This window comes from Microlunatus sp. YIM B11417 (assembly GCF_059617205.1).
This window is the reverse complement of record NZ_JCAMPJ010000004.1, coordinates 537600-561108: the sequence shown is the minus strand read 5'-3', so window position 1 is coordinate 561108 and position 23509 is coordinate 537600. Positions and strand designations below refer to the sequence as shown.

The following is a 23509-nucleotide window of genomic DNA, read 5'->3' as shown; positions in this document are numbered from 1 at the left end:
ACGGTGATCTGGAGGCGTCGAGGGCGGGGGCTGGGGCGAACCGGGCGCGCCCGTGCAGCAACGGCGCCAAGGGTCCGCGCTCACCCAAGTGGCACAGATCTGGCGTTTGCGGGTCCCTCATCGCACCGGGACCGATTTCCTGCTCGTTGCGCGCCCGATTTGTGTCACTTGGATTGGCGGTCCCGCGCGGCCAGTCCCGGAGCGGGCGTGACGGCGGATACGAGTCGATGCCCGCGCCGCGCGCCTGTCGAACTGCCGAGCCGGACGCACGGGGCGGTCCGGAGCGACCAGTCGGCGAGCCTGGCCGGCTTTCGTCGGGGGCGAACCGGCGCGGCCTACGAGCGCTGACCCTCACTCAGATCACGGTCGCCGCCCGAACGGGGCGTTGTTGGGCGGGCGGGGTCAGGGGCTCACGAGGTCGGCGGCGAAATGGCAGGCCGAGTGTCGGCCGGGGGCTACTTCGAGGAGCGGGGGTGGTGGGTCGGTGCGGCAGAGGTCCTCGGCTCGGCGACAGCGGGGGTGGAACGGGCAGCCGGCGGGGATCCGGGTCAGTTCCGGCGGGCGGCCGGCGATCACCTCGAGTTCCTGACCCTTGCGGTCCACCCGCGGGATGGAACGCAACAGAGCCTCGGTGTACGGATGCGCCGGGGCCGCGAAGAGATCGTGGACGCCGGCCTGCTCGACGGCCCGGCCGGCGTACATCACGGTGATCTCGTCCGCGACGTCGGCCACGACGCCGAGATCGTGGGTGATCAGGATCAGGCCCATGTCCCGTTCGGCCTGGATCTCGGCCAGCAGGCGCATGATCTGGGCCTGCACCGTGACGTCCAGCGCTGTGGTCGGCTCGTCGGCGATCAGCACCTCGGGTTCCATCGCCAGCGCCATCGCGATCATGGCCCGCTGTCGCATCCCGCCGGAGAACTCGTGCGGGTAGTCCCGGACCCGCTGAGCGGCGTTCGGCACCTGGACCAGGTCGAGCAGCTCGACGGCCCGCGCCCGGGCCGCCCGCCGGGACAGGCCGCGCCGCGCGACCAGAGCCTCGCCGAGCTGGAAGCCGACGCTGTACACGGGATTCAGCGCCGCCAGAGCGTCCTGGAACACCATCGCGATGTGCTCACCGCAGACGGCCCGGTGCTCCCGCCGCGGCAGCGTCAGCAGGTCGACCCCGCGGAAGTTGATCTTGCCGGCGGTGATCCGGGCCGGCGGCGTCTGCAGCAGCCCCAGGACGGCCTGGGCGGTGACGCTCTTACCGCTGCCGGACTCGCCGACGATGGCCAGGGTCCGGCCAGCCTCGACGGCGAACGAGACGCCGTTCACGGCCCGTACGACTCCGTCCTCGGTACGGAACTCGACCGCGAGTCGATCAACCTCGAGCAGCGGACCGTCGGTCCGCCCTTCGACGAGCTCAGGGGGCGATGTGGGCATCAGCGGTTCGGCCATGATCACCTCAGCTTCGGGTCCAGGGCGTCCCGCAGGTTGTCCCCGATCACCACGAAGGACAGGATCGTGGCCAGCAGGCAGCCGAGCGGGAACAGCAGCAGGTGCGGGAAGCCGCCGGTGAACCACTCGGCACCGTCGGAGATCATGATCCCCCAGCTGACCGCCGGCGGCCGGACGCCGATGCCGAGGAAGGCCAGGACGGCCTCGGTCGCGATCACGCCGGCGATCGACGTCGGCACCAGCGCGGTGACCGGGCCGATCGCGTTCGGCAGGATGTGCGAGAACATCAGCCGCAGGTCGGAGGCGCCGAGCGAGCGGGCGGCGGCGACGTAGTCGAGGTTCTTCGTCTCCAGCACGCTGGCCCGGACGTAGCGGGTGTAGCCCATCCAGCCGAACAAGATCAACACGATCGCCGGTTGCACGATCGAGGCCAGCTGACCGCCGCCGAAGTCGACGTTGCGGAACATCGACAGCAACAGCAGGGCGGCCAGCAGGAACGGGATCACCAGGAAGATCTCCAGCACCCGGGACGTCACCGCATCGACCCAGCCGAGGTAGTAGCCGGAGACCGTGCCCAGCACCAGCCCGATGATCACGGACGCGCCGACGACGGTGAACGCCAGCACCAGCGACGGCCGGGCGCCGTGCACCAACTGGGCCAGGACGTCGCAGCCGTGCAGGTTGGTCCCGAAGGGATGCTCGCCGCCGAAGCCCTGCGGCGGCAGCCGGGACTCGGAGATGTCGCAGCGCTGCGGGTCGGTGGCGGTGAACAGGGTCGGGAAGATCGCGACGACCACGAAGAAGAGGCTGATCAAGGTCGCGATGATCACGTCCGGCCGGCGCCGCATCCGGCGGAACACGTCGGACCAGAGGGACCGCGCGGCCTGGTCGACGCGGCCGCCCGGTTCTGTCTCGGCCGCGATAGCCGCCGACGTGGTGGGATCAGTCATAGCGGATCCGGGGATCGAGGACCGCGTACAACAGATCGACGACGAGCATCACCACGATCGTGACCACGGCCAGGATGGTCACCACCCCGATCACCACCGACACCTCGCTGCCCCGTACGGCATCCCAGAGCACTCCGCCCATCCCGTAGATGTTCATCATGCCCTCGGTGATCACGGCACCGGCAAGCGCCTCGGCGAAGACGAACCCGACCGCGGTGATCACCGGGATCGCCGAGTTGCGGACGATGTGGTACGCCGCGACGTGGGTGTCGCCGAGCCCTTTCGCGCGAGCGGTCCGGACATGATCGGCGTTGTAGTTCTCCAGCTGGCTGGCCCGGACCAGGCGCAGGAACGGTGCCGCCCCGGTCAGCCCGAGCAGCAGTCCGGGAATGATCACGGTCGCCCACGGATGCTCGGCCGAGAACGACGGCTTGAACAGCAGGGCGGGAAGGCTGTTGTCGCCGAACCGGTCGCTCAGCCAGTTGCTGACCGGCACCGTGACGATGAACTTGTAGACCAGCAACGTCACGAACACCGGGAAGGCGTCGATCAGGATGCTGATGAACCGGATCGAGTGATCGGGAGCCCGACCGCGGAAGCGCGCCGCGACCGAGCCCAGCAGCATGCCGACGATCATCCAGGTGATCGTGACGATCACGAACAGGCGCAGCGTGTTCGGCGCCGCCGTGGCCACGATGTCGGCGACCTCGCGGCCCCGGTGGTTGGTCCCGAAGTCGCCGGTCAGGTAGTCCCCCATCCGCTTCACGAACGGCCCCAGGCAGGGATTGCCGAGCTGGTCGTAACAGGGATCGGCCAGCCCGAACCGCTCCTCCACCGCCGCCAGCTGGGACTTCGACGGCACCCGGTCGCCGAAGAACGCCAGCGCCGGGTTGCCGTTGAGCTGGATCGCCAGCGTCATCAGCAGATGCAGCAGCAGCATGACGCCGACCAGTGAGCCGACGCCCTGCAACACCCGCCGGACGAGATAGCTACCCAATGATCACGCCTCTACGTTCACGCGTCTTCGACAGGCTCAGGACACGAACGCCGTTCAGCCGACGTACTTCAGCAGGCGCAGCTTGGTCGCACCGCTGAACGGATCGATCACGACGTTCTCGACCCGGTCGCTGTGGAACGTGACCGCGAGCGCGAAGCTGAGCGGGATGGTCGGGAAGTCCTGGGCCAGCACCTTCTCCGCCTCGGCGTACTTCGCCACGGCCTCCTCGACGCTCTTCGACTGATCACCCTCGGAGATCAACTTCTCGAAGTCCTCGTTGTAGTAGCCGAAGTTCGTGTTGCCCTTCGGGTCGCCGCTGGCGTACACGGGGGCCAGGTAGTTCTCGTTCAGCGGGTAGTCCGGGAACCAGTTGTTGCGCCACACGCCGTCGAAGTCGCGGGCGCTGCGCCGGGAGAAGAAGTCCGGCGTCGGGTCGAGCTCGTACGGGATGCCGAGGTTGAGCTTGATCTGATCGCCGATGGCGCGGAAGTACTGCTCCTGGGTGTCGTCCTGGCCCAGCGAGATGGTCAGCGTCTTGCCCTCCGGCCAACCGCCGGCCTTGGCCAGCGCGGCCTTCGCCGCCTCCGGGTCGAACGTGCACCACTCGCAGGTGCCGGCCGCGCCGCCGGGCACGCCGCCCGGCACCACCCAACTGTCGGCCGGCACGGCCTGGCCCGGCAGCACCTGCTCGATGATCGACTTCCGGTCGATCGCCATCGAGATCGCCTTGCGGAACTCGATGTTGTTCCACGGGGCTCCCTTGTACAGCGGGAATCCGAGGTACGTCAGACCGGCGCCCGGACGCTCAACCTTGCGCGCGGTCAGGTCCGGATCGTTGTTGGCCGACTGCCACTCGGCGGGCGGCGGCGCGCCGGTGTCCAGGTCACCCGCCTGGAAGTCCGGCCAGGACGAGGACCCGGAATACTCGGTCCACTCGATCCGGTCGTAGTTCGGCGTCTCCTCGCCCTTGTAGTCGGCCCATTTGTTGGCGACCAGCTTGACGCCCTGGTCCCACTCCTCGACCTGGAACGGGCCGTTGCCGATCGGCTTCACCGCGCACGCCTTGACGTCGTCGAGGCAGGCTTTGGCGACCGGGAAGAAGCCGGTGTAGCCGAGCATCGTGGAGAACCCGACGAACGGTGCGTTGAGGGTGACCTTCAGCGTGCTCGGATCGACCACCTCGACCCCGGACAGCTCCTTCGCCGTCGGCTCCTTGGTGACCGTGACCTTGCCCTCGTCGTCCTCCTCGTACTCGCCCTGCATCTCCTCGTAGCCCTTGATCCGCTCGAAGAAGTAGTTGTTCTCCACGGCGTTCGGGCCGTACGCGGCGTAGTTCCAGGCCCGGGCGAAGGACTCGGCGTCGACCGGCTCGCCGTTGTGGAACGTGAAGCCGTCCTTGATCTTGATCGTCCAGACCGTGTTGTCCGGCGAGCTGATGTCGGAGGCGATGTAGTTGTACGGCTCCGTGGTCTCCGGCTTGTAGCGGACCAGGCCGTCGTAGATCACGTCCAGCACCGCGATGTTGTCGTTGACGTTGGAGTCCATCGGGAGCAGCGTCTCGACGTCCTGGGTGAGCGCCAGCCGGACCGTCTTCGGCCCTTCCGGCTCCTCGCCGCTGGGGGAGCTCCCGCCGCCGCAGCCGGACAGCGCCAGGGCCGAAGCGGCCAGCAGCGCGACCGCCGCGGTCAGCTTCCGCTTGATGATCGACATCGATTCCTCCCGGTCGCCGAGGTCAGGGTGGAACGGATCATGCCACGATCCGCCGCAGGAGGTGCCAGACGCGCACATTTGTTACACCGCCGTAGCTGGGCGGCAGACCGGATCGTGGCGAACCGAACCTGGTTACTGGCCAGTAAGGTGTGCCCTGAGGCGTGCCACGGGCCACCATCGGCACGCCGCCGACCCCCTCTGGCCCCGGGAGTGTGCGTGAGGATCATCGCCATCGTGGTGGCGCTCGCCGTATCGGTCGTCGGCGTCACCCTCTTCGCTCGTGCCATCGCCGGCATCGTCGGCGTCGTCCGCCTCGGCCGGCCGGTCGCGGGGCAGCGGTCCGACGCCCCTGCCGAGCGCTGGAAGCATCTGCTCGCCGAGTCGCTCGGGCACACCCGGATGCTGCAGTGGACCAAGATCGGGGTCGCCCACTGGTTCGTCTTCGTCGGCTTCGGGCTGTTGTTCTTCACCCTGGTCACCGCGTACGGGCAGTTGTTCGACCCGACCTTCGCACTGCCCCTGATCGGGCACTGGGTGGTCTACGAGTGGATCAGCGAACTGATCAGCTGGATCATGATCATCAGCATCCTGGGTCTGATGATCGTCCGGTTCCTGCAGCGGGACAAGGGCCGCGGTTCCCGCTTCTTCGGATCCCGGACCTGGCAGGCCGTGTACGTCGAGCTGACCATCCTGGGCATCGGGATCTGCATCGTCGTCCTGCGCGGGCTGGAGTACCGGCTGCTCGGCGCCGAGACCTCGGCGATCCACTTCCCGCTGACCAATTTCCTCGTCCCGGCCGGGATCCCGGCGGACGCCCTGGCCACGGCCGTCGTGGTGGTGGCCGCGATCAAGATCATCATCTCGATGGCCTGGATGATCACGATCAGCCTGAACCTGACCATGGGCGTGGCCTGGCACCGGTTCACCGCCTGGCCGAACCTCTGGTTCAAGCGGGAGTCCTCCGGTCGGCCGGCGCTGGGCGCATTGCAGCCGATCATGGTCGAGGGGAAGCCGCTCGACTTCGAGCAGATCGAGGACCTCGACCCGGACGCCACGCCGCTCGGCGTCGGCAAGGTCGAGGACTTCACCTGGAAGGGCTTGCTCGACTTCACCAGCTGCACCGAGTGCGGCCGCTGTCAGTCCCAGTGCCCGGCCTGGCACACCGAGAAGCCGCTCTCGCCGAAGCTGTTGATCATGGGGCTGCGCGAGCACGCGTACGCCAAGGCACCGTACCTGCAGGCTGCCGAGGCGGCCCGGGAGACCCTGCCGGACGACCTGCGCAACGAGGCGGCCCGGCCGCTGGTCGGCCCGATCCAGGTCAGCGACGGGCTGGCCGGTGTCATCGACCCGGACGTGCTGTGGTCCTGCACCAGTTGCGGTGCGTGCGTCCAGCAGTGCCCGGTGGACATCGAGCACGTCGACCACATCATGGATCTGCGCCGGCACCAGGTGCTGCTCGAGGAGGAGTTCCCGAGCGAGCTGAACGGCCTGTTCAAGGGCCTGGAGAGCAAGGGCAACCCGTGGAACCAGAGCCCGCGGAAGCGGATGGACTGGGCCAAGGACCTGGAGTTCGAGGTGCCGGTGGTCGGCGAGGACGTCGAGGACCTGACGGCGGTCGAGTACCTGTTCTGGGTCGGCTGCGCCGGCGCGTACGAGGACCGGGCGATCAAGACCACGCGCGCGGTGGCGGAGCTGCTGCACCGGGCCGGGGTGTCGTACGCGGTGCTCGGCAACGGCGAGACCTGCACCGGCGACCCGGCGCGGCGAGCCGGCAACGAGTTCGTCTTCCAGCAGCTGGCCCTGGAGAACGCGGCCACTCTGACCGAGGCGAAGGCGGGCAAGGTGGTCACCACCTGCGCGCACTGCCTGAACACGCTGAAGAACGAGTACCCGCAGGTGGGCGTCGAGCTCGAGGTGGTGCACCACACGCAGCTGCTCAACCGGCTGGTCCGGGACGGGAAGCTGACCCCGGTCGCGCCGCCCGAGGGCTCGGTGGCCGGGCGGACGATCACGTACCACGACCCTTGTTATCTGGGCCGGCACAACGAGATCTACGAAGCGCCGCGGGAACTGCTGGGCGCCCTGCCGGGCTCGACCGTGGCCGAGATGCCGCGGAACCGGCAACGGTCGTTCTGCTGCGGGGCCGGCGGCGCCCGGATGTGGATGGAGGAGACCCTCGGCACCCGGATCAACGCGAACCGGACCGACGAGGCGGTCGCGACACTGGCCGCCGGCAACGGCCAGGCCAAGGGCGCGATCGCCACCGGCTGCCCGTTCTGCCGGGTGATGCTGACCGACGGGCTGGCCGCGAAGCAGGCCGACGGGACCGCGCCCGAGTCGGTCGAGGTGATCGACGTCGCGCAACTGCTGCTGGAGTCGGTGCAGCGGTCCTCCTGAGTGTCAGTGGCCGGGCGCAGAATGACGGCCATGGACGTGACGAGGTTGAAGGCCGACGCGGATCGGCTCCGGGCCCTGCATACCGACGGGATGCTGGTGCTGCCGAACGTGTGGGATGCGGGCAGCGCGAAGGTGGTGGCCGAGGCAGGCTTCCCGGCGGTCGCGACCGCGAGTGCGGCGGTCACCGAGATGCTCGGCTTTCCGGACGGTGATGTCGCGCCGTGGCAGGAGATGTTCGGGGCTGCCGCGCGGATCGCCGGGGCCGTGTCGGTGCCGGTGACGGTCGATGCCGAGGGTGGGTACGGGTTGCCTCCGGCGCAGCTCGTCGAGGAGTTGATCAAGGCGGGTGCGGTCGGCTGCAACCTCGAGGACACCGACCACCGGGGCGGCGGACTCAAGGACGCGGAGGCGCATGCGGCCTGGCTCGGCGAGGTCCGGGCCGCGGCCGACGCGGCCGGGGTGCCGATCGTGATCAACGCCCGGGTCGACGCGTTCCTGCCGGGCGCCGGGATCGCCGAGGACGACCGGATCGCCGAGACGATCCGGCGCGGCCGGCTCTATCGGGACGCCGGCGCCGACTGCATCTATCCCATCGCGGTACGGCGAGCGGACGAGCTGGCCGCGTTGATCAAGGGGCTGGACTGTCCGGTGAACGGCAATCCGAGCGACGAGCTTGACCTGTCCCGGCTCCGCGAACTCGGCGCCGCCCGCGTCTCGTACGGGCCGACGTTCTATCGCAAGGCCCTGGCCGCCCTGAAGGCCGATGTCGAGGCGCTGCGGCCCGGTCTCGCTTCCTGACGGCAATGGGGGGAGTTCCCGCCGGGTGCATGCGGCGAGAACTCCCCCGATCCCACGACGTCGATCAGCCGAACATACCCGGCTGGTAGTCGCCGGCGGGCTGCTGGATCATCACGTTGACCCGGTTGTAGGCGTTGATGATCGCGATCTGGATCACCAGGGCGGCGAGCTGTTCCTCGTCGAAGTGCTTGGCCGCCCGCTGCCACACCTCGTCCGGGACCCCGCCGGCCGCGTCCGCGAGCCGAGTGCCCTCCTCGGCCAGTTCGAGCGCGGCCCGCTCGGCCTCCGTGAAGACCTTGGCCTCCCGCCAGGTGGCGACCAGGTTGAGCCGCTGCTGGGTCTCCCCCGCCGCGGCGGCGTCCTTCGTGTGCATGTCGGTGCAGAACCCGCAGCCGTTGATCTGACTGGCCCGGATCTTCACCAGTTCGGCGGTGGCCTGCGGCACGATCCCGGACTCGGCGGCCTTGCCCGCCGAGGTGATGTACTTCAGGACCTTGCCGCCGACCGCGCTGCCCATCAGGTTCAGTCGAGCTTCCATCGTGCACTCCTTATGCCGTGTCTGCTTACACCTCTTTGACAGCACGGCACCGCACGATGTGACAGCCCTCGACGTGATCCGACCCACACCGGGCTCAGGGGTCAGAGTCCGTACGTCTCCAGCAGGCGCAGCCAGACCTCGCTGATCGTCGGGTACGACGGCACCGCGTGCCAGAGCCGGTCGATCGTGACCTCGCCGGCGATCGCGACCGTCGCCGAATGGGTCAGCTCCGCGATGCCCGGGCCGACGAACGTGGCGCCGACGATGGTCCGCCGGTCCTCGTCGACGACCAGCTTCGCGGTGCCGGCGTAGCCGTCGGCGAACAGCGAGGCGCCCGCAACGTTGCCGATCTCGTACGTCACCGCACGGACCCGCACGCCGTCGCCCTTGGCCTGCTCCTCGGTCCGGCCGACGGCGCCGACCTGGGGCACGGTGAAGATCACGCTCGGCGTGGCGTCATGATCGGCGGTGGCGACGGCCGTACCCCAGGGCTGGTCGTCGATCGTGTCGCCGGCGGACCGCTGCAGGATCGCCGTACCGCACATCCGGGCCTGGTACTTGCCCATGTGGGTGAGCAGGTTCCGGCCGTTGGCGTCACCGACCGCGTAGAGCCAGCCGTCCGCGACGCCGGTGACCCGGCAGGTGTCGTCGACCTCGAGGTAGCGGCCGGGCTCGAGGCCGACCGTGTCCAGCCCGAGGTCGCCGGTCGCCGGGGTCCGGCCGGCCGCGACCAGCACCTGCTCAGCGGTGACGGTCTCGCCGCCCACGGAGAGCCGTACCTCGCCGCCCTCGCGCCGGGCCGCGTCGACCGAGACGCCGGTCCGGACCTCGACGCCGGACTCGCGCAGCGTCGCCGCGACCTGCTCGCCGGCGAACGGCTCCAACCGGTCCAGTAGCCGCTCGCCGCGGACCAGCATGATCACCTTCGTGCCGAGTGCGTTCCACGCGGTCGCCATCTCGCAGGCCACCACGCCGCCGCCGATAATCGCCAGCGAGGCGGGCGGCTGCTGCGCCGAGGTCGCGTTCCGGCTGGTCCACGGGTCGACGTCCTTCAGGCCCTCGATCGGCGGGATCGAGGCCACCGAGCCGGTCGCGACCACGACCGCCTGCCGCGCGGTCAGCGTGGTCCGGCCGCCGTCCGGCCCCTCGACCGTCACCTGGCGCGGGCCGGACAGCCGGCCCCGGCCGCGGTGCAGCGTGATGCCCGCACCGTCCAGCCACTGCACCTGGCCGTCGTCCTTCCAGTTCGAGGTGAACGAATCCCGCCGGTCCAGCGTCGCCGCCACGTCCTGGTTCCCGGTGACGGCGGCCGCCGCTCCCGCGACCGCCTTCACGTCGACCAGCGCCTCGGTCCCGCGCAGCAGCGCCTTGCTCGGCATGCAGGCCCAGTACGAACACTCGCCGCCGACCAGCTCCGCCTCGACGATGGCCGCCGTCAGCCCGCCGTCCACCACCCGTCCCGCAACGTTCTCGCCCGGCGGTCCCGCACCGATGACCACGACGTCGTACTCGAGTTGCTCAGTCATGGTTGCCATCCTCGCCCCTCCACCCCGGCCTGTCAGCGACCGGGTGCCCGGAGCCGCTCGTCAGTCGCCGACCCGGCTCCAGAAGGTCGTCTCGATGCCGTGGTCCTGGAGGGTGCGTTCCAGTTCGGGCGAGCCGCCCGGGTGGGCGAAGCGGCGGCGGAGTTCCTCGCCGAGGTCCGCTTCGGGGTCGAGGGCGAGGGCCTCCCGGAGCCGGGCGACGCCGGCCGGGGTCACGGTGCGGGTGAACTCGTACTCGGTGTTGCCCTCGCCGAAGAACCGCTCCACGCCCGGGCCCAGGTCGTGGCCTTCGATGGTGAGGCCGCCGTCATCGGCGAACAGCACCCGGCGGACCGAGAAGCCGCGGTCGTCGTCGGTCTGTTCCAGGGTCAGGTGCACGAGCGGTGCACTCCTGTCTTGAAGTGACGCCATCATGGTGTCATGATGGCGTCATGGATCTCTCACCTTATCTGGCCTCGGTCCGCGAAGGCGTCACGAATGCCGCCGCGCTCGCCGACGAGAATACTCAGCAGGTCGCGCAGCGCCTCGGCACGGCGATCGACTCCTCCACCCGCCTGGCGATGATCCGGGCCCTGTCCGACGCGGCGAGCACGATCAGTGCGGACCTGGCGCCGGCCTCTGTCGAGGTACGGATCGTCGGCGGTGACCCCGAGTTCGCCGTCTCCGTGCCCACCGCGCCGAGCGAACCGACCATGATCGCTCCGACCGCCGAGGAACCGGCCGAGCCCGAGGAGCCGGAGATCGGGTCCGAGGACGAGCCGATCGCCCGGATCAGCCTCCGGCTGCCCGCCTCGGTCAAGTCCAAGGTGGACGAACTGGCCGACGCCGACGGCATCTCGACCAACGCCTGGCTGCAGCGCGCCATCCTCGACGCCATCAACGAGCGCCGCCGGCCACCGCACATGCCGCACCCCCCGACCCCGCCGGGCCCCCCGTCCGGCGTGTTCGGGCCGGACGGGCCGTTCGGGCCGAACGGGATCTTCGGGCCCGGTGGCGTCTTCGGCCACGGCGGCCCCACCGGCCGGAACCGCAATCGCGAGGGCCGCGGCCGTTCGCACCCGGGCGGCCAGAGTGTCCAGGGGTGGGTCAAGTGAGCGTCTTCGAGCAGGTCTACCGCGGCATCTCCTCGGTGTCGGTGAACCTGCCCGGCGAGGGCGACGTGCTGATCAACGCCGGCGCGGAGGCGGACCAGGTCCGCTGCACGATCGACGAGTGGGACGCGAACGACCCGTACGCCCTCCGGGTGGAACAGCGGGACGACCGGTTGATGATCACCGCCGACCGGATCTGGGGCCGCGGCTCGAACTCGGACGTGTTCCTCGAGGTGCCGGCCGGCCTGGACGTCGAGGTGACCACCCAGTCCGGCGACATCGTGATCAACGCCGACCTCGGCTCCAGCCGGATCGCCACCGGCTCCGGCGACATCGCGATCGGCACTGCCCGGGCCCTGTCGGCCAAGTCGGGCTCCGGCGACATCGCCGCGGGTACGGTCACCGACGCGGCCGAGATCACCACCGGCTCCGGCGACATCGTCGTCCGCGAGGCCACCGGCCCGGTCACCGCGAAGTCGGGCTCCGGCGACGTGCAGTTGGCCCGGCTCAAGGCGGCCACCCTCAGCGTGTCCACCGGCTCGGGCGACATCAGCGCGGCCTCCACCACCGGCTCGGTGGATCTCCGGTCCGCCTCAGGCTCGATCGAGGTCGGCGTCGCGGACGGCCTGCCGGCCTGGCTCGACCTGAACACGGTGAACGGCGACATCCGGATCGACCTCGACGCGAGTCAGCAGCCCGAGGACGGCCAGCCGTACGTCGCCGTCCGCTGCCGGACCGCCTCCGGCGAGATCGACATCCACCGCGCCCGGGACTGACGCACATGCGCCGGGTCCCGGGAGCCTGGGCCGACGGACCGGCCGAGCCGACGGAGCCGGTCAGCGTGGCTGAGCGGCGGCGGCTTCGGCGAGTGCCTCCGCCGAGTCCCGGACCGCCGCTTCCAGCTCGAGAGCCAGCTTCTCGAGTGCTGCCGCATCGGGCTTGCCGCCGGCAGCCTCGATCAGAGCCTCGGCCCTAGCCCGGGCCTGGGCCACCTCGGCCAGCCTGATCCCCTTCTCGACGCGCGCCAGCAACTCCCTCGACGGCTCGTACGACTCGATGTCCCCGCGAGCGATCTGCAGCTGGTCGGCGTAGGCGTCCAGCCGAATCTGGGCGGCCGACCGGGGCGGACACGGCTGCGCCATGTCGTCCCGTCCGGTCGACTCGCAGTAGGCGGAGGCGGCCGCCTGGTTCGCCGCGCCGGTGCTGGTGGCCAGGCCGACGACTCCGATGCCCGCGGCCAGCACGGCCGCCGCTCCCGCGATCGCCAGCACGGTGCGACGCCACCGCCCGCGCTCGGTCCGGGCCTGGACAGGTACCGGTACCGGCGGCGGGGCCACCGGTTCGGCCGGTGCCGGGGCAAGGTCAGCGTTCAGGGCCGACAGGGCGCTGTGCGTCTTCGCCTGCAGCGCGAGACCGACCCGATCGTCGAGGTCGTCCCGGGACAGCCGGCCGAGCGCGTACTGCCGCTGGATCTGCTCGATGCACGCCTCGCGTACGGATTCGATCATGGGCTCGAGCTGATCGGGCATGGCAGACCTCCTCGGGACGACATCGGGGAGGGATGTCGAGGTCAGTCTGCACCATTCAGGGGATGTCGGTGCGGTGGAAGTTCAGATGGGAACGGCTCGGCGTGGGGCCCCGCTGGCCCTGGTAGTGCGAGCCGTACCGCTCCGAACCGTACGCGTGCTCGGCCGGCGAACTGAGCCGGAAGAAGCAGAGCTGGCCGATCTTCATACCGGGCCACAGCTTGATCGGCAGCGTGGCGACGTTGGACAGTTCCAGCGTCACGTGGCCGGAGAAGCCGGGATCGATGAACCCTGCGGTCGCGTGGGTCAGCAGGCCGAGCCGGCCCAGCGACGATTTGCCCTCGACCCGCGCGGCGACGTCGTCCGGCAGCGTGACCGACTCGTAGATCGAGCCGAGCGCGAATTCGCCCGGATGCAGGATGAACGGATCCTCGCCGGAGACCTCGACCGGCCGGGTCAGCTCCGACTGCTCCTCCGCCGGATCGATGTGCGGGTAGCGGTGGTTCTCGAAGACCCGGAAGTGCCGGTCCAGCCGGACGTCGATGCTGGACGGCTGGATCAGCCCGGCCTCGTACGGCTCGAGCACGATCCGGCCCGCTTCGATCTCCGCGCTGATGTCGCGATCCGAAAGCAACATAGGCAGACCCTACCGACGCCCGGCCGCCGGAGCCCGGTCAGGGGCGCTTGACCTCGAGCCAGTGGTCACCGAAGGACACGATCGTGCCGACGTCGACCTGCACCACGTCGCCCGGTGCACAGGGCCTGGTCTGCCCCTCCGAGTCGGTGGCCGTCGAGCCGTTGGTCGAGCCGCGGTCCATCACGTACATCCCGCCGGCGTCGACGCCCAGCGCCAGGTGCGTCTTGGAGACGGTACGGGTCTCGTCGGAGATCTTGATCAACTGGGCGTCGTCCTCGTTCGGCCGCGCCTGCGGGTTGCGGCCCAGCAGCACCAGACCGTTCACCGCGATCTCCCGGCCGTCGTCCAGCGAGGCCCGCCAGCCCTGGTCCAGCGGCCGCGGGTCGGCCTCCCGGTAGTCGGCCGAGCCGGCGCTGCTCCCGGACACCGGCGGCGGCGCGGCGGCCGGGAACTGGGTGGCACCGGGGATCGGGGCCGCCACCGGAGCCGAGTCGTAGCCCTGGTCCTGACCGTATTGATCTTGGTACTGGTCGCCGTAGGACTGCTGGTACGCGTCCTGCTGCTGACCGTACTGATCTTGACCGTACTGGGTGCCGTACTGATCTTGCTGCTGGCCGTACTGGTCCTGACCGTACTGATCCTGCTGCTGGCCGTACTGGTCCTGCTGCGGATACTGCCCCTGCTGTCCGTACTGGTCCGGCTGGCCGTACTGATCCTGCTGACCGTATTGATCTTGCCGGTAGGGGTCCTGACCGTACTGATCCTGCTGGTACGGATCCTGCTGTTGGCCGTACTGATCCTGCTGCTGGTACTGGTCCTGACCCTGCGGCGGGTACGGGCTCTGCTGCGACTGCTGTCCGTGCTCGCCGGCCGGCGCATCGTACTGATCGCGGCCGTAGCGGTCCGACTGGCCGTACCGGACCGGCGTCTGCACGCCGTGCTCCTGGTGCTGCGGGAACAGGCCGCGGTCGCCGGCGCCGGTCGGGCCGGGAGCGTACTGCTGCTGGTGGTCCTGCGGCAGCTGCTTCGGCGCCAGCGCGCGGGCCTGGATGACCACGGCGTCGGCGATCTGGTCCGGCCAGGTCTGCCGGCGCGGATTCTGCATCATGAAGACGAGGAGCAGGATGGCGCCGATGCCGGTGCCGGCGATCACGCCGAGCAGGAACCAGCGCAGGATGACCCGACCCCAGCTGAGCGGCCGGCCGTCGGAGAACCCGACCAGCTGCAGCCCCATCAGCTTCATGCCCGGCCCGGCGGCCTGGCTCACGTAGCTCCACCAGACGAAGACCACCCAGCCGATCACGGCGATGAACGACACCAGGCCGAGAACCAGGGAGAGCACGGCGCTCTGGGCGAGGATCCCGATCAGGGAGACCAGCCACACCACGATGCCCGGCGCGGCCCACTCGATCAGGTAGGCGGCGATCCGCTTTCCGACATCACCCGGCTGCACGCCCGGCGGCAGGCCTGTGCCTGGCGCCGGTCCTGGCTGCGGCGATTCCATCTGCGGCTCCTATCCGGACGGCGATCGATCCCCCGTAACGACAACATATGCGTCACGACAACCTCTAGGTTCAGGCCACAACCTATTGGCTGTGCCGTCAACCTGTGCCGATTATCGGCCCTTGCACAGTGCTGATTATCGACCCTGGGCGCGGGGAGCTCCGCAGCCGGTCCCCGACCTTCCCGCTCAGGAGGCGGGATCCACGGCGATGCTGACGCCGTCCCCCAGCTCGAGAACACTGCCCAGCGGCACCACCATCGACTCGCCGGGCGCGAGGCGGCGGCGCACGATGTCGGGTCCGCCCAGCACGACCGCGGTGCCGTTGGTCGAGTGCAGGTCGGTGACCACGATCTCCCAGCCCTCGGCCTCCACCTGCGCGTGGGTACGGCTGATGTCGTGGCCCGGGCTGAGCACCGTCATCAGGCGCGGGTTCTCCGCCGTGCTGCGGTCCGCGTTCGGGGCCCGGCCGATCACGACGGCCGTGTCCAGCTCGGCGACGACACCGTCCGGGCCGTGCAGCCTGGCCAGCGACGGGCGGGTCACCAGACGCGGGTTCTGCGGCGGGATCTGGTCCCCGCAGACCCGGCAGCTGATGCTCTCCGGCGGATTGCTGTGCTGCCGTACGCAGAGCACGGCCATGATGAGCGACTCGCCGGCCATCAGCTCGGCGTCCGGCGCCGCCCGCCGCCCGCGCGGCTCGTCGGCGTAGATCCCGGCCGCGTCGGCGGGCGAGACGTACGGCTCCTGGTACTCCTCGCGGACCCGCTGGGTCGGCTCGACGTCCTCCTCGGCCCAGCCCTGTGAATCGTCGTACTGGTCGTCGAACCCGTACTCGGCGGACTGGCCGTACTGGCCCGCGTTCGGGTCGTACGAGTAGTCGGCGTCGGCCGACATCAGCTCGGTGTCGGCGTTCTCGGTCTCCACCTGGGCGGCCGAGACCGGCGCCCCGGCCTGGGGCGAGACGACCCGCGCGTCCACTCCGGCCTCCAGCGTGATCGACGACGCGGTCACCACGCCGACCACCAGCGGCAGCTCGAGCAGCGTCTGGTTGCCGTTGCTGGCCAGGTCGACCCGCACCTGCTCGACCGTCTCCAGCCCGACCTCACGCCAGGTCTGCACGCCCTCGCCGTCGGCGACGATCTTGCCGTCGGCCAGATTCATCACGGTGATGCCGCCGCGGATCAGGGAGCGCATCCCGTCCGGCGACCAGAAGAACGCCGCGAAACTGGCCATCTCGTCGATCCGGTAGTGAGCCAGCCGCTCGGCGACCTCGGCCAGCGACGAGGAACCCATCACCTCGGCCCACAGTGTGTTGATCAGCGAACTGTGCCCCATCGACGACGGCTCCAGCACCACCAGCGACGTCGGTCCGGACAGGACCACCCACTCGCCAGGGGTGTAGGCCGCCCGCCAGCGGCTCACCTCCCCGCTGCCCCGAACGGACTCGGCTGTGTTCGTCACCCACACTCCCATCGTTTGCCCCGTTCACCGGCAGGCCTGCGCCTCAGCCAACGCGCCACACCGGATCCCCCCGACGCCGCCCGACCTTCGGAGCCTCCCGCTTCCGGCTCCGACCGGGCATGATCGTGCCTATTGTCCACGCGATGCAGGACGATGGAAAGCCCGCGACGGGCGAGCGGGCGGCACGAGCGAGGAGAACGGAACCCTCAGCCGACCAGGGCGTCCCGTTCGGAAGCCTCCATCTCGGCGACGAACTGGCCCTTGGTCGACTGCCACCGGTCCTCGGTGTAGTCGGTCCGCCAGTAGCCGGAGATCGAGGCGAGCGAACGGTCCAGCTTGGCCTCGACGAAGAGGAACCGGCGCAGATCGCGGACCAGGTAGGCGTTGCCGTGGACGAACGCCTGCACCCGTCCCTCGGGCAGGCCGGCCGTGCGGACCGCCTGGGCGAGCGCCACGCCGTAGTCGGTGCCGGTGTCGTCGCGGTGCACCCAGGTGATCGTGGTGCCCGCGGTCTGCCGGAGCGGGAGTTCCTCGTCGGTGTTGGCGACCTCGACGAAGACGTACGCCTTCGCCTGCGGATCGAGCCGGTCCAGGGCCGCCGCGATCGCCGGGATCGCCGCCTCGTCGCCGACCAACAGGTGCGCGTCCGCCGCCGGATCGGGGGCGTAGGCGCCGCCCGGCCCGTAGAAGCCGAGCAGATCGCCCGGTTGCGCCCGCGCCGCCCACGGCCCGGCCAGGCCGGAGTCGCCGTGCACGACGAAGTCGATCGCCAGCTCGTTGCTGTCCGGGGCGTACGACCGGATCGTGTACGTCCGCGTCACCGGCCACCGCTCCGCCGGCTCGGTCTCGCGCAGTTCGTCCGGGTCGAACGGCCACCGGTAGTCGGCGCCCTCCGGCGGGAAGATCAGTTTCACGTAGTGGTCGGTGAACGTCAGCTCGGGAAGCTGGCGCAGGTCGTCGCCGGTGAAGATCACCCGCACCATCGAGGGCGCCAGCCACTCGGTGCGGACGACTTCGACGGTCCTGGCGACCCGCTTGCGCCGGGTCTGTGGCTGATTCAACGGTCCTCCCGAAAGATGGTAAGGACGACCTTACCTGACGCCGAACGACTAGCGTCAGGGCATGGTCCACGCCGCGGAATCCGCAGTCCGGGAGTATTTCGACCGGATCTTCGGCCGCCGGGACCTGACCGCGTGCGCGGACCTGCTCGCGGACGCCTATGTCGATCATGACGCCTATGTCGATCATGATGCGCCGCCCGGGACGGCACCGGGACCGGCGGCGACGCACGCGTTCCTGGAAGACTTCCTGCGCGAGCACGATCCGCTCGAGTTCGAGCTGGTCGACCTGGTCGCCGGCGGCGACGCGGTGGCGGTACGGGCTCGCTGGCGCGGCCGGCGGACGGACTCCGGAGCGCCGCTGCATCAGGACAGGCTGCTGTTGATCAAGGTCGACCCGGACGGCCGACTGGCCGAGCGGTGGTCGGCGTACCGGGAGGAATGAGGGGACATGTCGGATCTGACCAGCTTCATCGCCGGCCTGCCGAAGGCCGAGTTGCACGTCCACCACGTCGGCTCGGCGTCGCCGCGGATCGTCGCCGAGCTCGCCGCCCGGCATCCGGGCGTGGTGCCGACCGACCCGGCCGAGTTGGTCGACTACTTCACCTTCACCGACTTCGGCCACTTCATCGAGGTCTACCTGTCCGTGGTCGATCTGATCCGGACCGCCGAGGACGTCCGGATGCTGACCTACGAGGTGGCCGCGGACCTGGCCGCGCAGCAGGTCCGCTACGCCGAGCTGACCGTGACACCGGACTCCTCGATGATCCGCGGCATCCCGGGCGAGGCGTTCGTCGAGGCGATCGAGGACGCCCGCGTCGCCGCCGAACGTGATCATGGGATCCGGCTGCAGTGGATCTTCGACATCCCGGGCGAGCGCGGGTTGGATGCTGCCGCGTCCACGCTGGCCCTGGCCCTGGAGCGCGGGCCGTCGTCCTTGATCGGCTTCGGCCTCGGCGGGCCTGAGGTGGGCGTGCCGCGGCCGCAGTTCAAGCCGTACTTCGACCAGGCCCGGGCCGCCGGCCTGCACTCGCTGCCGCACGCCGGCGAGGTGACCGGGCCGGAGACGATCTGGGACGCGTTGCACGAGCTCGAGGCGGAACGGATCGGGCACGGCACCTCCTGCGTCCGCGACGAACGACTCCTTGATCATCTGGCCGAGCACCGGATCCCGATCGAGGTCTGCCCGACCTCCAACTACGCGACCGGCGCGGTGGCCGGCACCGACGTCCACCCGGTGGTCCGGATGGTGGAGCGCGGCCTGGTGGTGACGATCAACAGCGACGACCCGCCGATGTTCGGCACCACCCTGAACACCGAGTACGGGATCGCCGCCGACCTGCTCGGCCTGGACCGGCACGGCCTGGCCGAACTGGCCCGGACTGCCGTCCGGAGCAGCTATCTGGACCCGGCCGGCCAGGCCGCCCTGCTGGCCGAGATCGATGATCACCTGACCGCGACCGATGATCAGACGGCCGTGCCCCGATGATCATGGGCGACCAGGTGAGCCGGGTGATCATGGCCGAGGCCGACCGGCTCGGCCTCGCGGGACCGGACCGGGTGGCCGTGCTCGACGATCAGGACGGCAGCCTGCTGCGGGCCGCGGCCGATCGCTGGCCGGGCGCCGAACTCTCCTTGTTCTGCGACGATCTGGCCGATCAACGAGCGACCGTCGCGTCGGCCGGCGTCACGGTCCGGGTCGAGGACGAGCTCGGCGCGGCGACGGCCGGCGCGCAGCTCTGCCTGGCCCGGCTGCCGAAGAGCCTGGACGCCCTCGACGTCCGCGCCGCGGCCGTCGCCCGGCACGCCGCTCCGGAGGTCGTCCTGCTTGCCGGCGGCCGGGTGAAGCACCTGACCCGCTCGATGAACACCACGCTGGAGCGGTCTTTCGGCGAGGTGCGCGGTTCGCTCGGCCTCGGCAAGGCGCGCGCTCTGGTCGCCGCGGCGCCGAGGCCGGACATCGCGGAGCCGGAGCCGCGCCGGGCCGACGTGGCAGGGCTCGAGGTGGTCGCGTACGGCGGGGTCTTCGCCGGTGCCGCGCTCGACCCGGGCACCCGGCTGCTGCTCGGCCAGGCCGACCGGTTCCCGGCCGCCGAGGCCGCGATCGATCTCGGCTGCGGCACCGGCCTGATCGCCTGCACCCTGGCCCGGAACCTTCCGGCCGCCAGGATCACCGCGATCGACAGCTCCCACGCCGCCGTCCGCTCAGCGGGAGCGACCGCCGCGGCCAACGGCCTCGCCGACCGGATCGAGGTGCGCCGAAGCGACGGGCTGACCGAGGTTCCCGACCATGCCGTCGACCTGATCGTCTGCAATCCGCCGTTCCACCGCGGCACGGCGAAGGACAGCTCCGCGGCGCTGATCATGATCAAGGACGCCGCCCGCGCCCTCCGCCCCGGTGGCGAGCTCTGGCTGGTCTACAACACCCATCTGCCCTACCGTTCCACGCTCCGCACGGTGATCGGCCGGACCGAGTTGATCACCCAGGACCAGGGCTACCTGGTCACCCGCTCCCGCCGTCCCGACTGACGAACGCGGCGGGCGACCTTCAGCCGGGCCGACGGCTGCGCATGATCAACGCGGCCACGTGATAGCGGCACTCCGCGGCGGTGTGATTGGCATAGCCGTGCAGGACGTCGGCCGCGAAGTAGACCGAGTCACCGGCCGCGAGCTCGTACCGGTCGTCACCGATGGTCAGGGTCAGAGTGCCGGTGTCGACGACGACGAACTCGTGCGAACCGGGCGCGTAGGCCGGGAAGGTGCCGGCGTCGCAGCCCGGCGGCAGCGTGGACCGGATCCATTCGAAGTTCACCCCGGGCACCACCGGAGTGAGGATCGTCCGGCGCCAGCCCCCGGGCTCGTCGGCGACGTCCTGCTCGGCCGCCCGACGGACGATCACCCGTCCGTCGGACTGCCCGGCCAGCAACTCCGCGATCGGTGTGCCGAGGCCCTGGGCGATCTTGTCCAGCACGACCACCGTGGCCGCCTTGTCGCCGCGCTCGACCGAGGACAGCATGCTCACGCTGACGTCGCACTGTTCAGCCAGCTGCTGCAGCGTCAGGCCTCGCTCGAGGCGCAGGCCGCGGACACGTTCGCCCAGCACCCGAAGATCCATGTCCGCTATAATATCTACATGTTCCACTATAGTGAAATCACGGAGCCTTCGGTGCTCGTCCGGGACGCGGTCCCGAGCGATCTCGACGCCGTCACCGAGATCTACGCGCACTACGTGGAGCGAACGCCGGCGACGTTCGAGATCACGCCACCGAACCGGCGGGACTGGTCCCAGCGCTACTGGACCGCTGCGGCGGCCGGGCTCCCGTTCCTGGTCGCCGAGCTGAACGGCAGGGTCGCCGGCTATGCCTACGGTGCCCGGTGGAAGCCGCGCGCCGCGTACCGGCGGACCGTCGAGGACTCGGTCTACGTCGCGCCGACCGCCACCGGGCACGGCGTCGGCGGCGCCCTGCTGGCCGCGTTGATCGAGGCCTGTGCCGCCGCGGACGTCCGCGAGCTCATCGCGGTCGTCGTCGACACCGGCAACCCGGCCTCGCTCGCCCTACACCGACGGCACGGCTTCCGCGAGACCGGCCGGTTGACCGCGGTCGGGTTCAAGCAGGGACGTTGGTGGGACACCGTGCTGTTGCAGCGCAGTCTGCGCCCGTTGGAGCGAAGATCGACGGGTGACCACGATGGCGAGGGCCGGCTCGTACGGGAGGTACGACCGTTCCGGCGGAACCTGTCGATCGCGAACGAGAGCCGGGCCTCGGACTCCCCGTACATCGAACGCGTCTACCGCAGCGACGGTGTCCTGGCGGCGACCCGGATGCACTCGATCGCGAGCACGCACTGGGAGCTGGCGTTCGCGGAATCCCGCGGTCGGCTGCGCGTCGCCGTCCGCGGGCCGGAGACGAGACCGACCTCGGTCATGGCGGACCCGGACATCCGCTGGTCCGGGATCGTCTTCGCTCACGGGGCCGTGATGCCTCACCTGCCGGTGCCCCGGCTGGTCGACTCCGGGCTCTCGGCGACCAGGGTCGACCCGACCTCGTTCTGGCTCCGGGGCGAGCCGTGGGAACTGCCGACCTTCGACAACGCGGAGGTCTTCGTGCAGCGCCTGGTCAGCGCGGGCATCCTGGTCCGCGATCCGCTGGTGACCGAGGTCCTGGCCGGCGCCGAGGTTCCGGTACGGAGCGCGCGCTCGATCCAGCGCCGCGTGGTGGCCGCGACCGGACTGACCCGTCAGCTGGCCCGGCAGATCGACCGGGTCCGCCAGGCCGCGCTGCTGATCGGCGACGGGGTGCCGGCGATGGACGTGGTGCATCTGCTCGGCTACTACGACCAGCCGCATCTGGCGCGTTCGCTGACCCGGTTCCTGGGCCATACCGCCACCCAGCTGCGGGAGCTGCCACCGGACCAGGCACTGTCGCTCCTGTACAAGCCCGGCGCGTGATCGGCTCCCTAGCCTGACGGTTCGTCGTACGGCGATCCACACTGCTCCCGGGAGGTCGAAAGTGTCCAGATCCATCCTCGACATGTCCGTCTCGCTCGACGGGTACGTCTCCGACGAGAGCGACTTCCTCGGCGGGGCCGACGGCGAACGGCTGCACCAGTGGGCCGGCGCGGACCCGCAGACGAGCGAGCTCTTCGAGGCGGAGTGGACGTCCGGCTGCGGTGCCGTGCTCGCCGGCCGGCGCACCGCGGAGCTGATGGACCACTGGGGCGGCAGCCACCACGGCCTGCCGATCTTCGTGCCCAGCCATCGCCCGCCCGGCCCGGCGGCCCGCTGGGGCTACCCGCTCGTGACGTACGTGACCGACGGGATCGAGAGCGCGATGGCGCAGGCCAAGGAGGCGGCCGGTGACAAGGACGTCCAGGTCCGCGGCGCCTACACGGGCCAGCGCGCGCTCGAGGCCGGCGTGCTGGACGAGGTGCAGCTGCACCAGGTCCCGGTCCTGCTCGGCCGCGGCCGGCGGCTGTTCGACGTCCTGCCGGCCGAGATCGAACTGGAGATCGTCCGGGTCATCGACACCCCGCAGGCCACCCATCTGCGCTACCGCGTCCGGCGCTGATCTGGCTCAGGTCGCCGCGGCCCGCAGCCGGCGGCGGCCGAAATCGCGCAGCGCCCGGACGAAGTCGACCTCACGGAAACCGGGCCAGAGCGTGTCGCAGAAGGAGAACTCGGCGTGGGCGCTCTGCCAGAGCAGGAAGTTGGACAGCCGGAGTTCGCCGCTGGTCCGGATGATCAGATCCACCCCGCTCATCGACGGCGCGTAGAGCCGGCCGGCGATGTCGGAGGCCTCGACCCGCCCGGCCAGGTCGGCCAGGCTGCCGCCGGCCCGCCGCTCGTCCCAGAGCAGCTCGCGTACGGCGTCGACGATCTCCTGCCGGCCGCCGTAGCCGATCGCCAGGGCCAGCCGGCCGCCGGTCAGCCCGGCGGTGGTCTCGGCGGCCCGCTTCAGCGCGTTCCGGGTGCCGTCCGGGAGTACGTCGAGCCGGCCCATCAGTTCGATCTTCCAGCGGTTGCCCGGTTGCGCGGCCCGCTCGGTGACCACCCGTTCCATCGCACCGAGCAGGAAGTCGACCTCCTCGGCCGGCCGCCGGTGCAGGTTCTCGGTGGAGCAGACGAAGATCGTCACCTCGTCGATGCCGTACCGGCTGCACCAGCCGAGCAGCGTGTCCACATGATCGGCACCGTGGGCATGCCCGACGCTCGGGTTGTCGTACCCCTGCTGCCGGGCCCACCGCCGATTGCCGTCCATCACCAGCGCGACGTGCCGCGGCCGGGGCAGTCGGCGCAGGCGGTGCCGCAGCCCGGCCAGGTAGGCCCGCCGCAGTAGATCGGCGATCATCGCGGGGTG

Annotated in this window: 23 protein-coding genes; 9 read left to right on the top strand and 14 right to left on the bottom strand. The window is 70.4% G+C overall.

Going from position 1 to position 23509, the window contains the following annotated elements; genetic code table 11:
• Positions 1-402 precede the first annotated feature (402 nt).
• Genes AC6CCG_RS22215 through AC6CCG_RS22200 form a run of 4 tightly spaced genes read right to left on the bottom strand, consistent with a single transcriptional unit; the run spans position 403 to position 5097 of the window.
• Positions 403-1440, bottom strand: coding sequence for an ABC transporter ATP-binding protein (locus AC6CCG_RS22215; protein ID WP_496656856.1), 1038 nt, complete (start codon positions 1438-1440; stop codon positions 403-405).
• A 2-nt stretch (positions 1441-1442) separates the two neighbouring features.
• A complete protein-coding gene (locus AC6CCG_RS22210) occupies positions 1443-2390 on the bottom strand; it encodes an ABC transporter permease (RefSeq protein WP_496656854.1) in 948 nt (315 codons plus the stop codon).
• A complete protein-coding gene (locus AC6CCG_RS22205) occupies positions 2383-3387 on the bottom strand; it encodes an ABC transporter permease (RefSeq protein WP_496656852.1) in 1005 nt (334 codons plus the stop codon). Before AC6CCG_RS22205 ends, AC6CCG_RS22210 begins: the two co-directional genes overlap by 8 nt.
• A gap of 54 nt (positions 3388-3441) precedes the next feature.
• Positions 3442-5097, bottom strand: coding sequence for a peptide ABC transporter substrate-binding protein (locus AC6CCG_RS22200; RefSeq protein ID WP_496656850.1), 1656 nt, complete (start codon positions 5095-5097; stop codon positions 3442-3444).
• Between the two features lie 216 nt (positions 5098-5313).
• Between AC6CCG_RS22200 and AC6CCG_RS22195 the strand changes: the two genes are divergently transcribed.
• Both AC6CCG_RS22195 and AC6CCG_RS22190 read left to right on the top strand, forming a co-directional pair.
• Positions 5314-7494 carry a (Fe-S)-binding protein gene (locus AC6CCG_RS22195; protein WP_496656849.1) on the top strand — a complete coding sequence of 727 codons (2181 nt, stop codon included), beginning with the start codon at positions 5314-5316 and terminating at the stop codon, positions 7492-7494.
• 30 nt (positions 7495-7524) lie between these two features.
• Positions 7525-8292 carry an isocitrate lyase/PEP mutase family protein gene (locus AC6CCG_RS22190; protein ID WP_496656847.1) on the top strand — a complete coding sequence of 256 codons (768 nt, stop codon included), beginning with the start codon at positions 7525-7527 and terminating at the stop codon, positions 8290-8292.
• Positions 8293-8356: 64 nt separating this feature from the next.
• Here AC6CCG_RS22190 and AC6CCG_RS22185 read toward each other — a convergent pair whose 3' ends face one another.
• The 3 genes from AC6CCG_RS22185 to AC6CCG_RS22175 all read right to left on the bottom strand — a co-directional run bounded on the left by AC6CCG_RS22185 (position 8357) and on the right by AC6CCG_RS22175 (position 10752).
• Entirely contained in the window at positions 8357-8830 is a 474-nt protein-coding gene (locus AC6CCG_RS22185; RefSeq protein ID WP_496656846.1) for a carboxymuconolactone decarboxylase family protein, read from the bottom strand.
• Positions 8831-8931: 101 nt separating this feature from the next.
• Positions 8932-10356, bottom strand: a complete 1425-nt coding sequence (locus AC6CCG_RS22180) for a dihydrolipoyl dehydrogenase family protein (RefSeq protein WP_496656845.1) — start codon at positions 10354-10356, stop codon at positions 8932-8934.
• 60 nt (positions 10357-10416) lie between these two features.
• A complete protein-coding gene (locus AC6CCG_RS22175; RefSeq protein ID WP_496656844.1) occupies positions 10417-10752 on the bottom strand; it encodes a hypothetical protein in 336 nt (111 codons plus the stop codon).
• A gap of 53 nt (positions 10753-10805) precedes the next feature.
• On the opposite strand from AC6CCG_RS22175, the gene AC6CCG_RS22170 reads away from it, so the two are divergent.
• On the top strand, positions 10806-11468 hold the full coding sequence (locus tag AC6CCG_RS22170; protein ID WP_496656843.1) for a hypothetical protein: 663 nt from the start codon (positions 10806-10808) through the stop codon (positions 11466-11468).
• Complete coding sequence (locus AC6CCG_RS22165) at positions 11465-12241, top strand: DUF4097 family beta strand repeat-containing protein (protein WP_496656841.1); 777 nt, start codon at positions 11465-11467, stop codon at positions 12239-12241. The genes AC6CCG_RS22170 and AC6CCG_RS22165 overlap by 4 nt, the downstream gene beginning before the upstream one ends.
• Positions 12242-12301: 60 nt before the next feature.
• On the opposite strand, the gene AC6CCG_RS22160 is transcribed toward AC6CCG_RS22165, so the two are convergent.
• The 5 genes from AC6CCG_RS22160 to AC6CCG_RS22140 form a co-directional block, all read right to left on the bottom strand.
• A complete protein-coding gene (locus AC6CCG_RS22160) occupies positions 12302-12994 on the bottom strand; it encodes a DUF1707 SHOCT-like domain-containing protein (RefSeq protein WP_496656839.1) in 693 nt (230 codons plus the stop codon).
• A 55-nt stretch (positions 12995-13049) separates the two neighbouring features.
• Positions 13050-13628: a dCTP deaminase gene (gene dcd, locus AC6CCG_RS22155; RefSeq protein WP_496656837.1), complete on the bottom strand. Its 579-nt coding sequence runs from the start codon at positions 13626-13628 to the stop codon at positions 13050-13052.
• Positions 13629-13665: 37 nt separating this feature from the next.
• Positions 13666-15132 carry an RDD family protein gene (locus tag AC6CCG_RS22150; RefSeq protein WP_496656836.1) on the bottom strand — a complete coding sequence of 489 codons (1467 nt, stop codon included), beginning with the start codon at positions 15130-15132 and terminating at the stop codon, positions 13666-13668.
• A 186-nt stretch (positions 15133-15318) separates the two neighbouring features.
• Positions 15319-16593, bottom strand: coding sequence for an FHA domain-containing protein (locus AC6CCG_RS22145; RefSeq protein WP_496656834.1), 1275 nt, complete (start codon positions 16591-16593; stop codon positions 15319-15321).
• Positions 16594-16799: 206 nt separating this feature from the next.
• Positions 16800-17654 (bottom strand): siderophore-interacting protein, encoded by an 855-nt coding sequence (locus AC6CCG_RS22140; protein WP_496656833.1) that lies wholly within the window; start codon positions 17652-17654, stop codon positions 16800-16802.
• Between the two features lie 61 nt (positions 17655-17715).
• On the opposite strand from AC6CCG_RS22140, the gene AC6CCG_RS22135 reads away from it, so the two are divergent.
• The 3 genes from AC6CCG_RS22135 to AC6CCG_RS22125 are packed head-to-tail and all read left to right on the top strand — an operon-like array spanning position 17716 to position 20180.
• Positions 17716-18096: a nuclear transport factor 2 family protein gene (locus tag AC6CCG_RS22135; RefSeq protein ID WP_496656832.1), complete on the top strand. Its 381-nt coding sequence runs from the start codon at positions 17716-17718 to the stop codon at positions 18094-18096.
• A 6-nt stretch (positions 18097-18102) separates the two neighbouring features.
• Positions 18103-19140, top strand: coding sequence for an adenosine deaminase (locus tag AC6CCG_RS22130; protein WP_496656831.1), 1038 nt, complete (start codon positions 18103-18105; stop codon positions 19138-19140).
• Entirely contained in the window at positions 19137-20180 is a 1044-nt protein-coding gene (locus AC6CCG_RS22125; protein ID WP_496656830.1) for a class I SAM-dependent methyltransferase, read from the top strand. Before AC6CCG_RS22130 ends, AC6CCG_RS22125 begins: the two co-directional genes overlap by 4 nt.
• 19 nt (positions 20181-20199) lie before the next feature.
• Here AC6CCG_RS22125 and AC6CCG_RS22120 read toward each other — a convergent pair whose 3' ends face one another.
• Positions 20200-20766 carry a helix-turn-helix domain-containing protein gene (locus AC6CCG_RS22120; RefSeq protein WP_496656829.1) on the bottom strand — a complete coding sequence of 189 codons (567 nt, stop codon included), beginning with the start codon at positions 20764-20766 and terminating at the stop codon, positions 20200-20202.
• 18 nt (positions 20767-20784) lie between these two features.
• On the opposite strand from AC6CCG_RS22120, the gene AC6CCG_RS22115 reads away from it, so the two are divergent.
• The gene (locus AC6CCG_RS22115) at positions 20785-22101 is read left to right on the top strand and encodes a GNAT family N-acetyltransferase (RefSeq protein ID WP_496656828.1); all 1317 of its coding nucleotides are present in this window, start codon (positions 20785-20787) and stop codon (positions 22099-22101) included.
• 82 nt (positions 22102-22183) lie between these two features.
• Positions 22184-22720, top strand: coding sequence for a dihydrofolate reductase family protein (locus AC6CCG_RS22110; RefSeq protein ID WP_496656827.1), 537 nt, complete (start codon positions 22184-22186; stop codon positions 22718-22720).
• 6 nt (positions 22721-22726) lie between these two features.
• Here the strand turns inward: AC6CCG_RS22110 and uppS are convergent, their stop codons facing one another.
• The gene (gene uppS, locus AC6CCG_RS22105; protein ID WP_496656825.1) at positions 22727-23500 is read right to left on the bottom strand and encodes a polyprenyl diphosphate synthase; all 774 of its coding nucleotides are present in this window, start codon (positions 23498-23500) and stop codon (positions 22727-22729) included.
• Positions 23501-23509 lie beyond the last annotated feature (9 nt).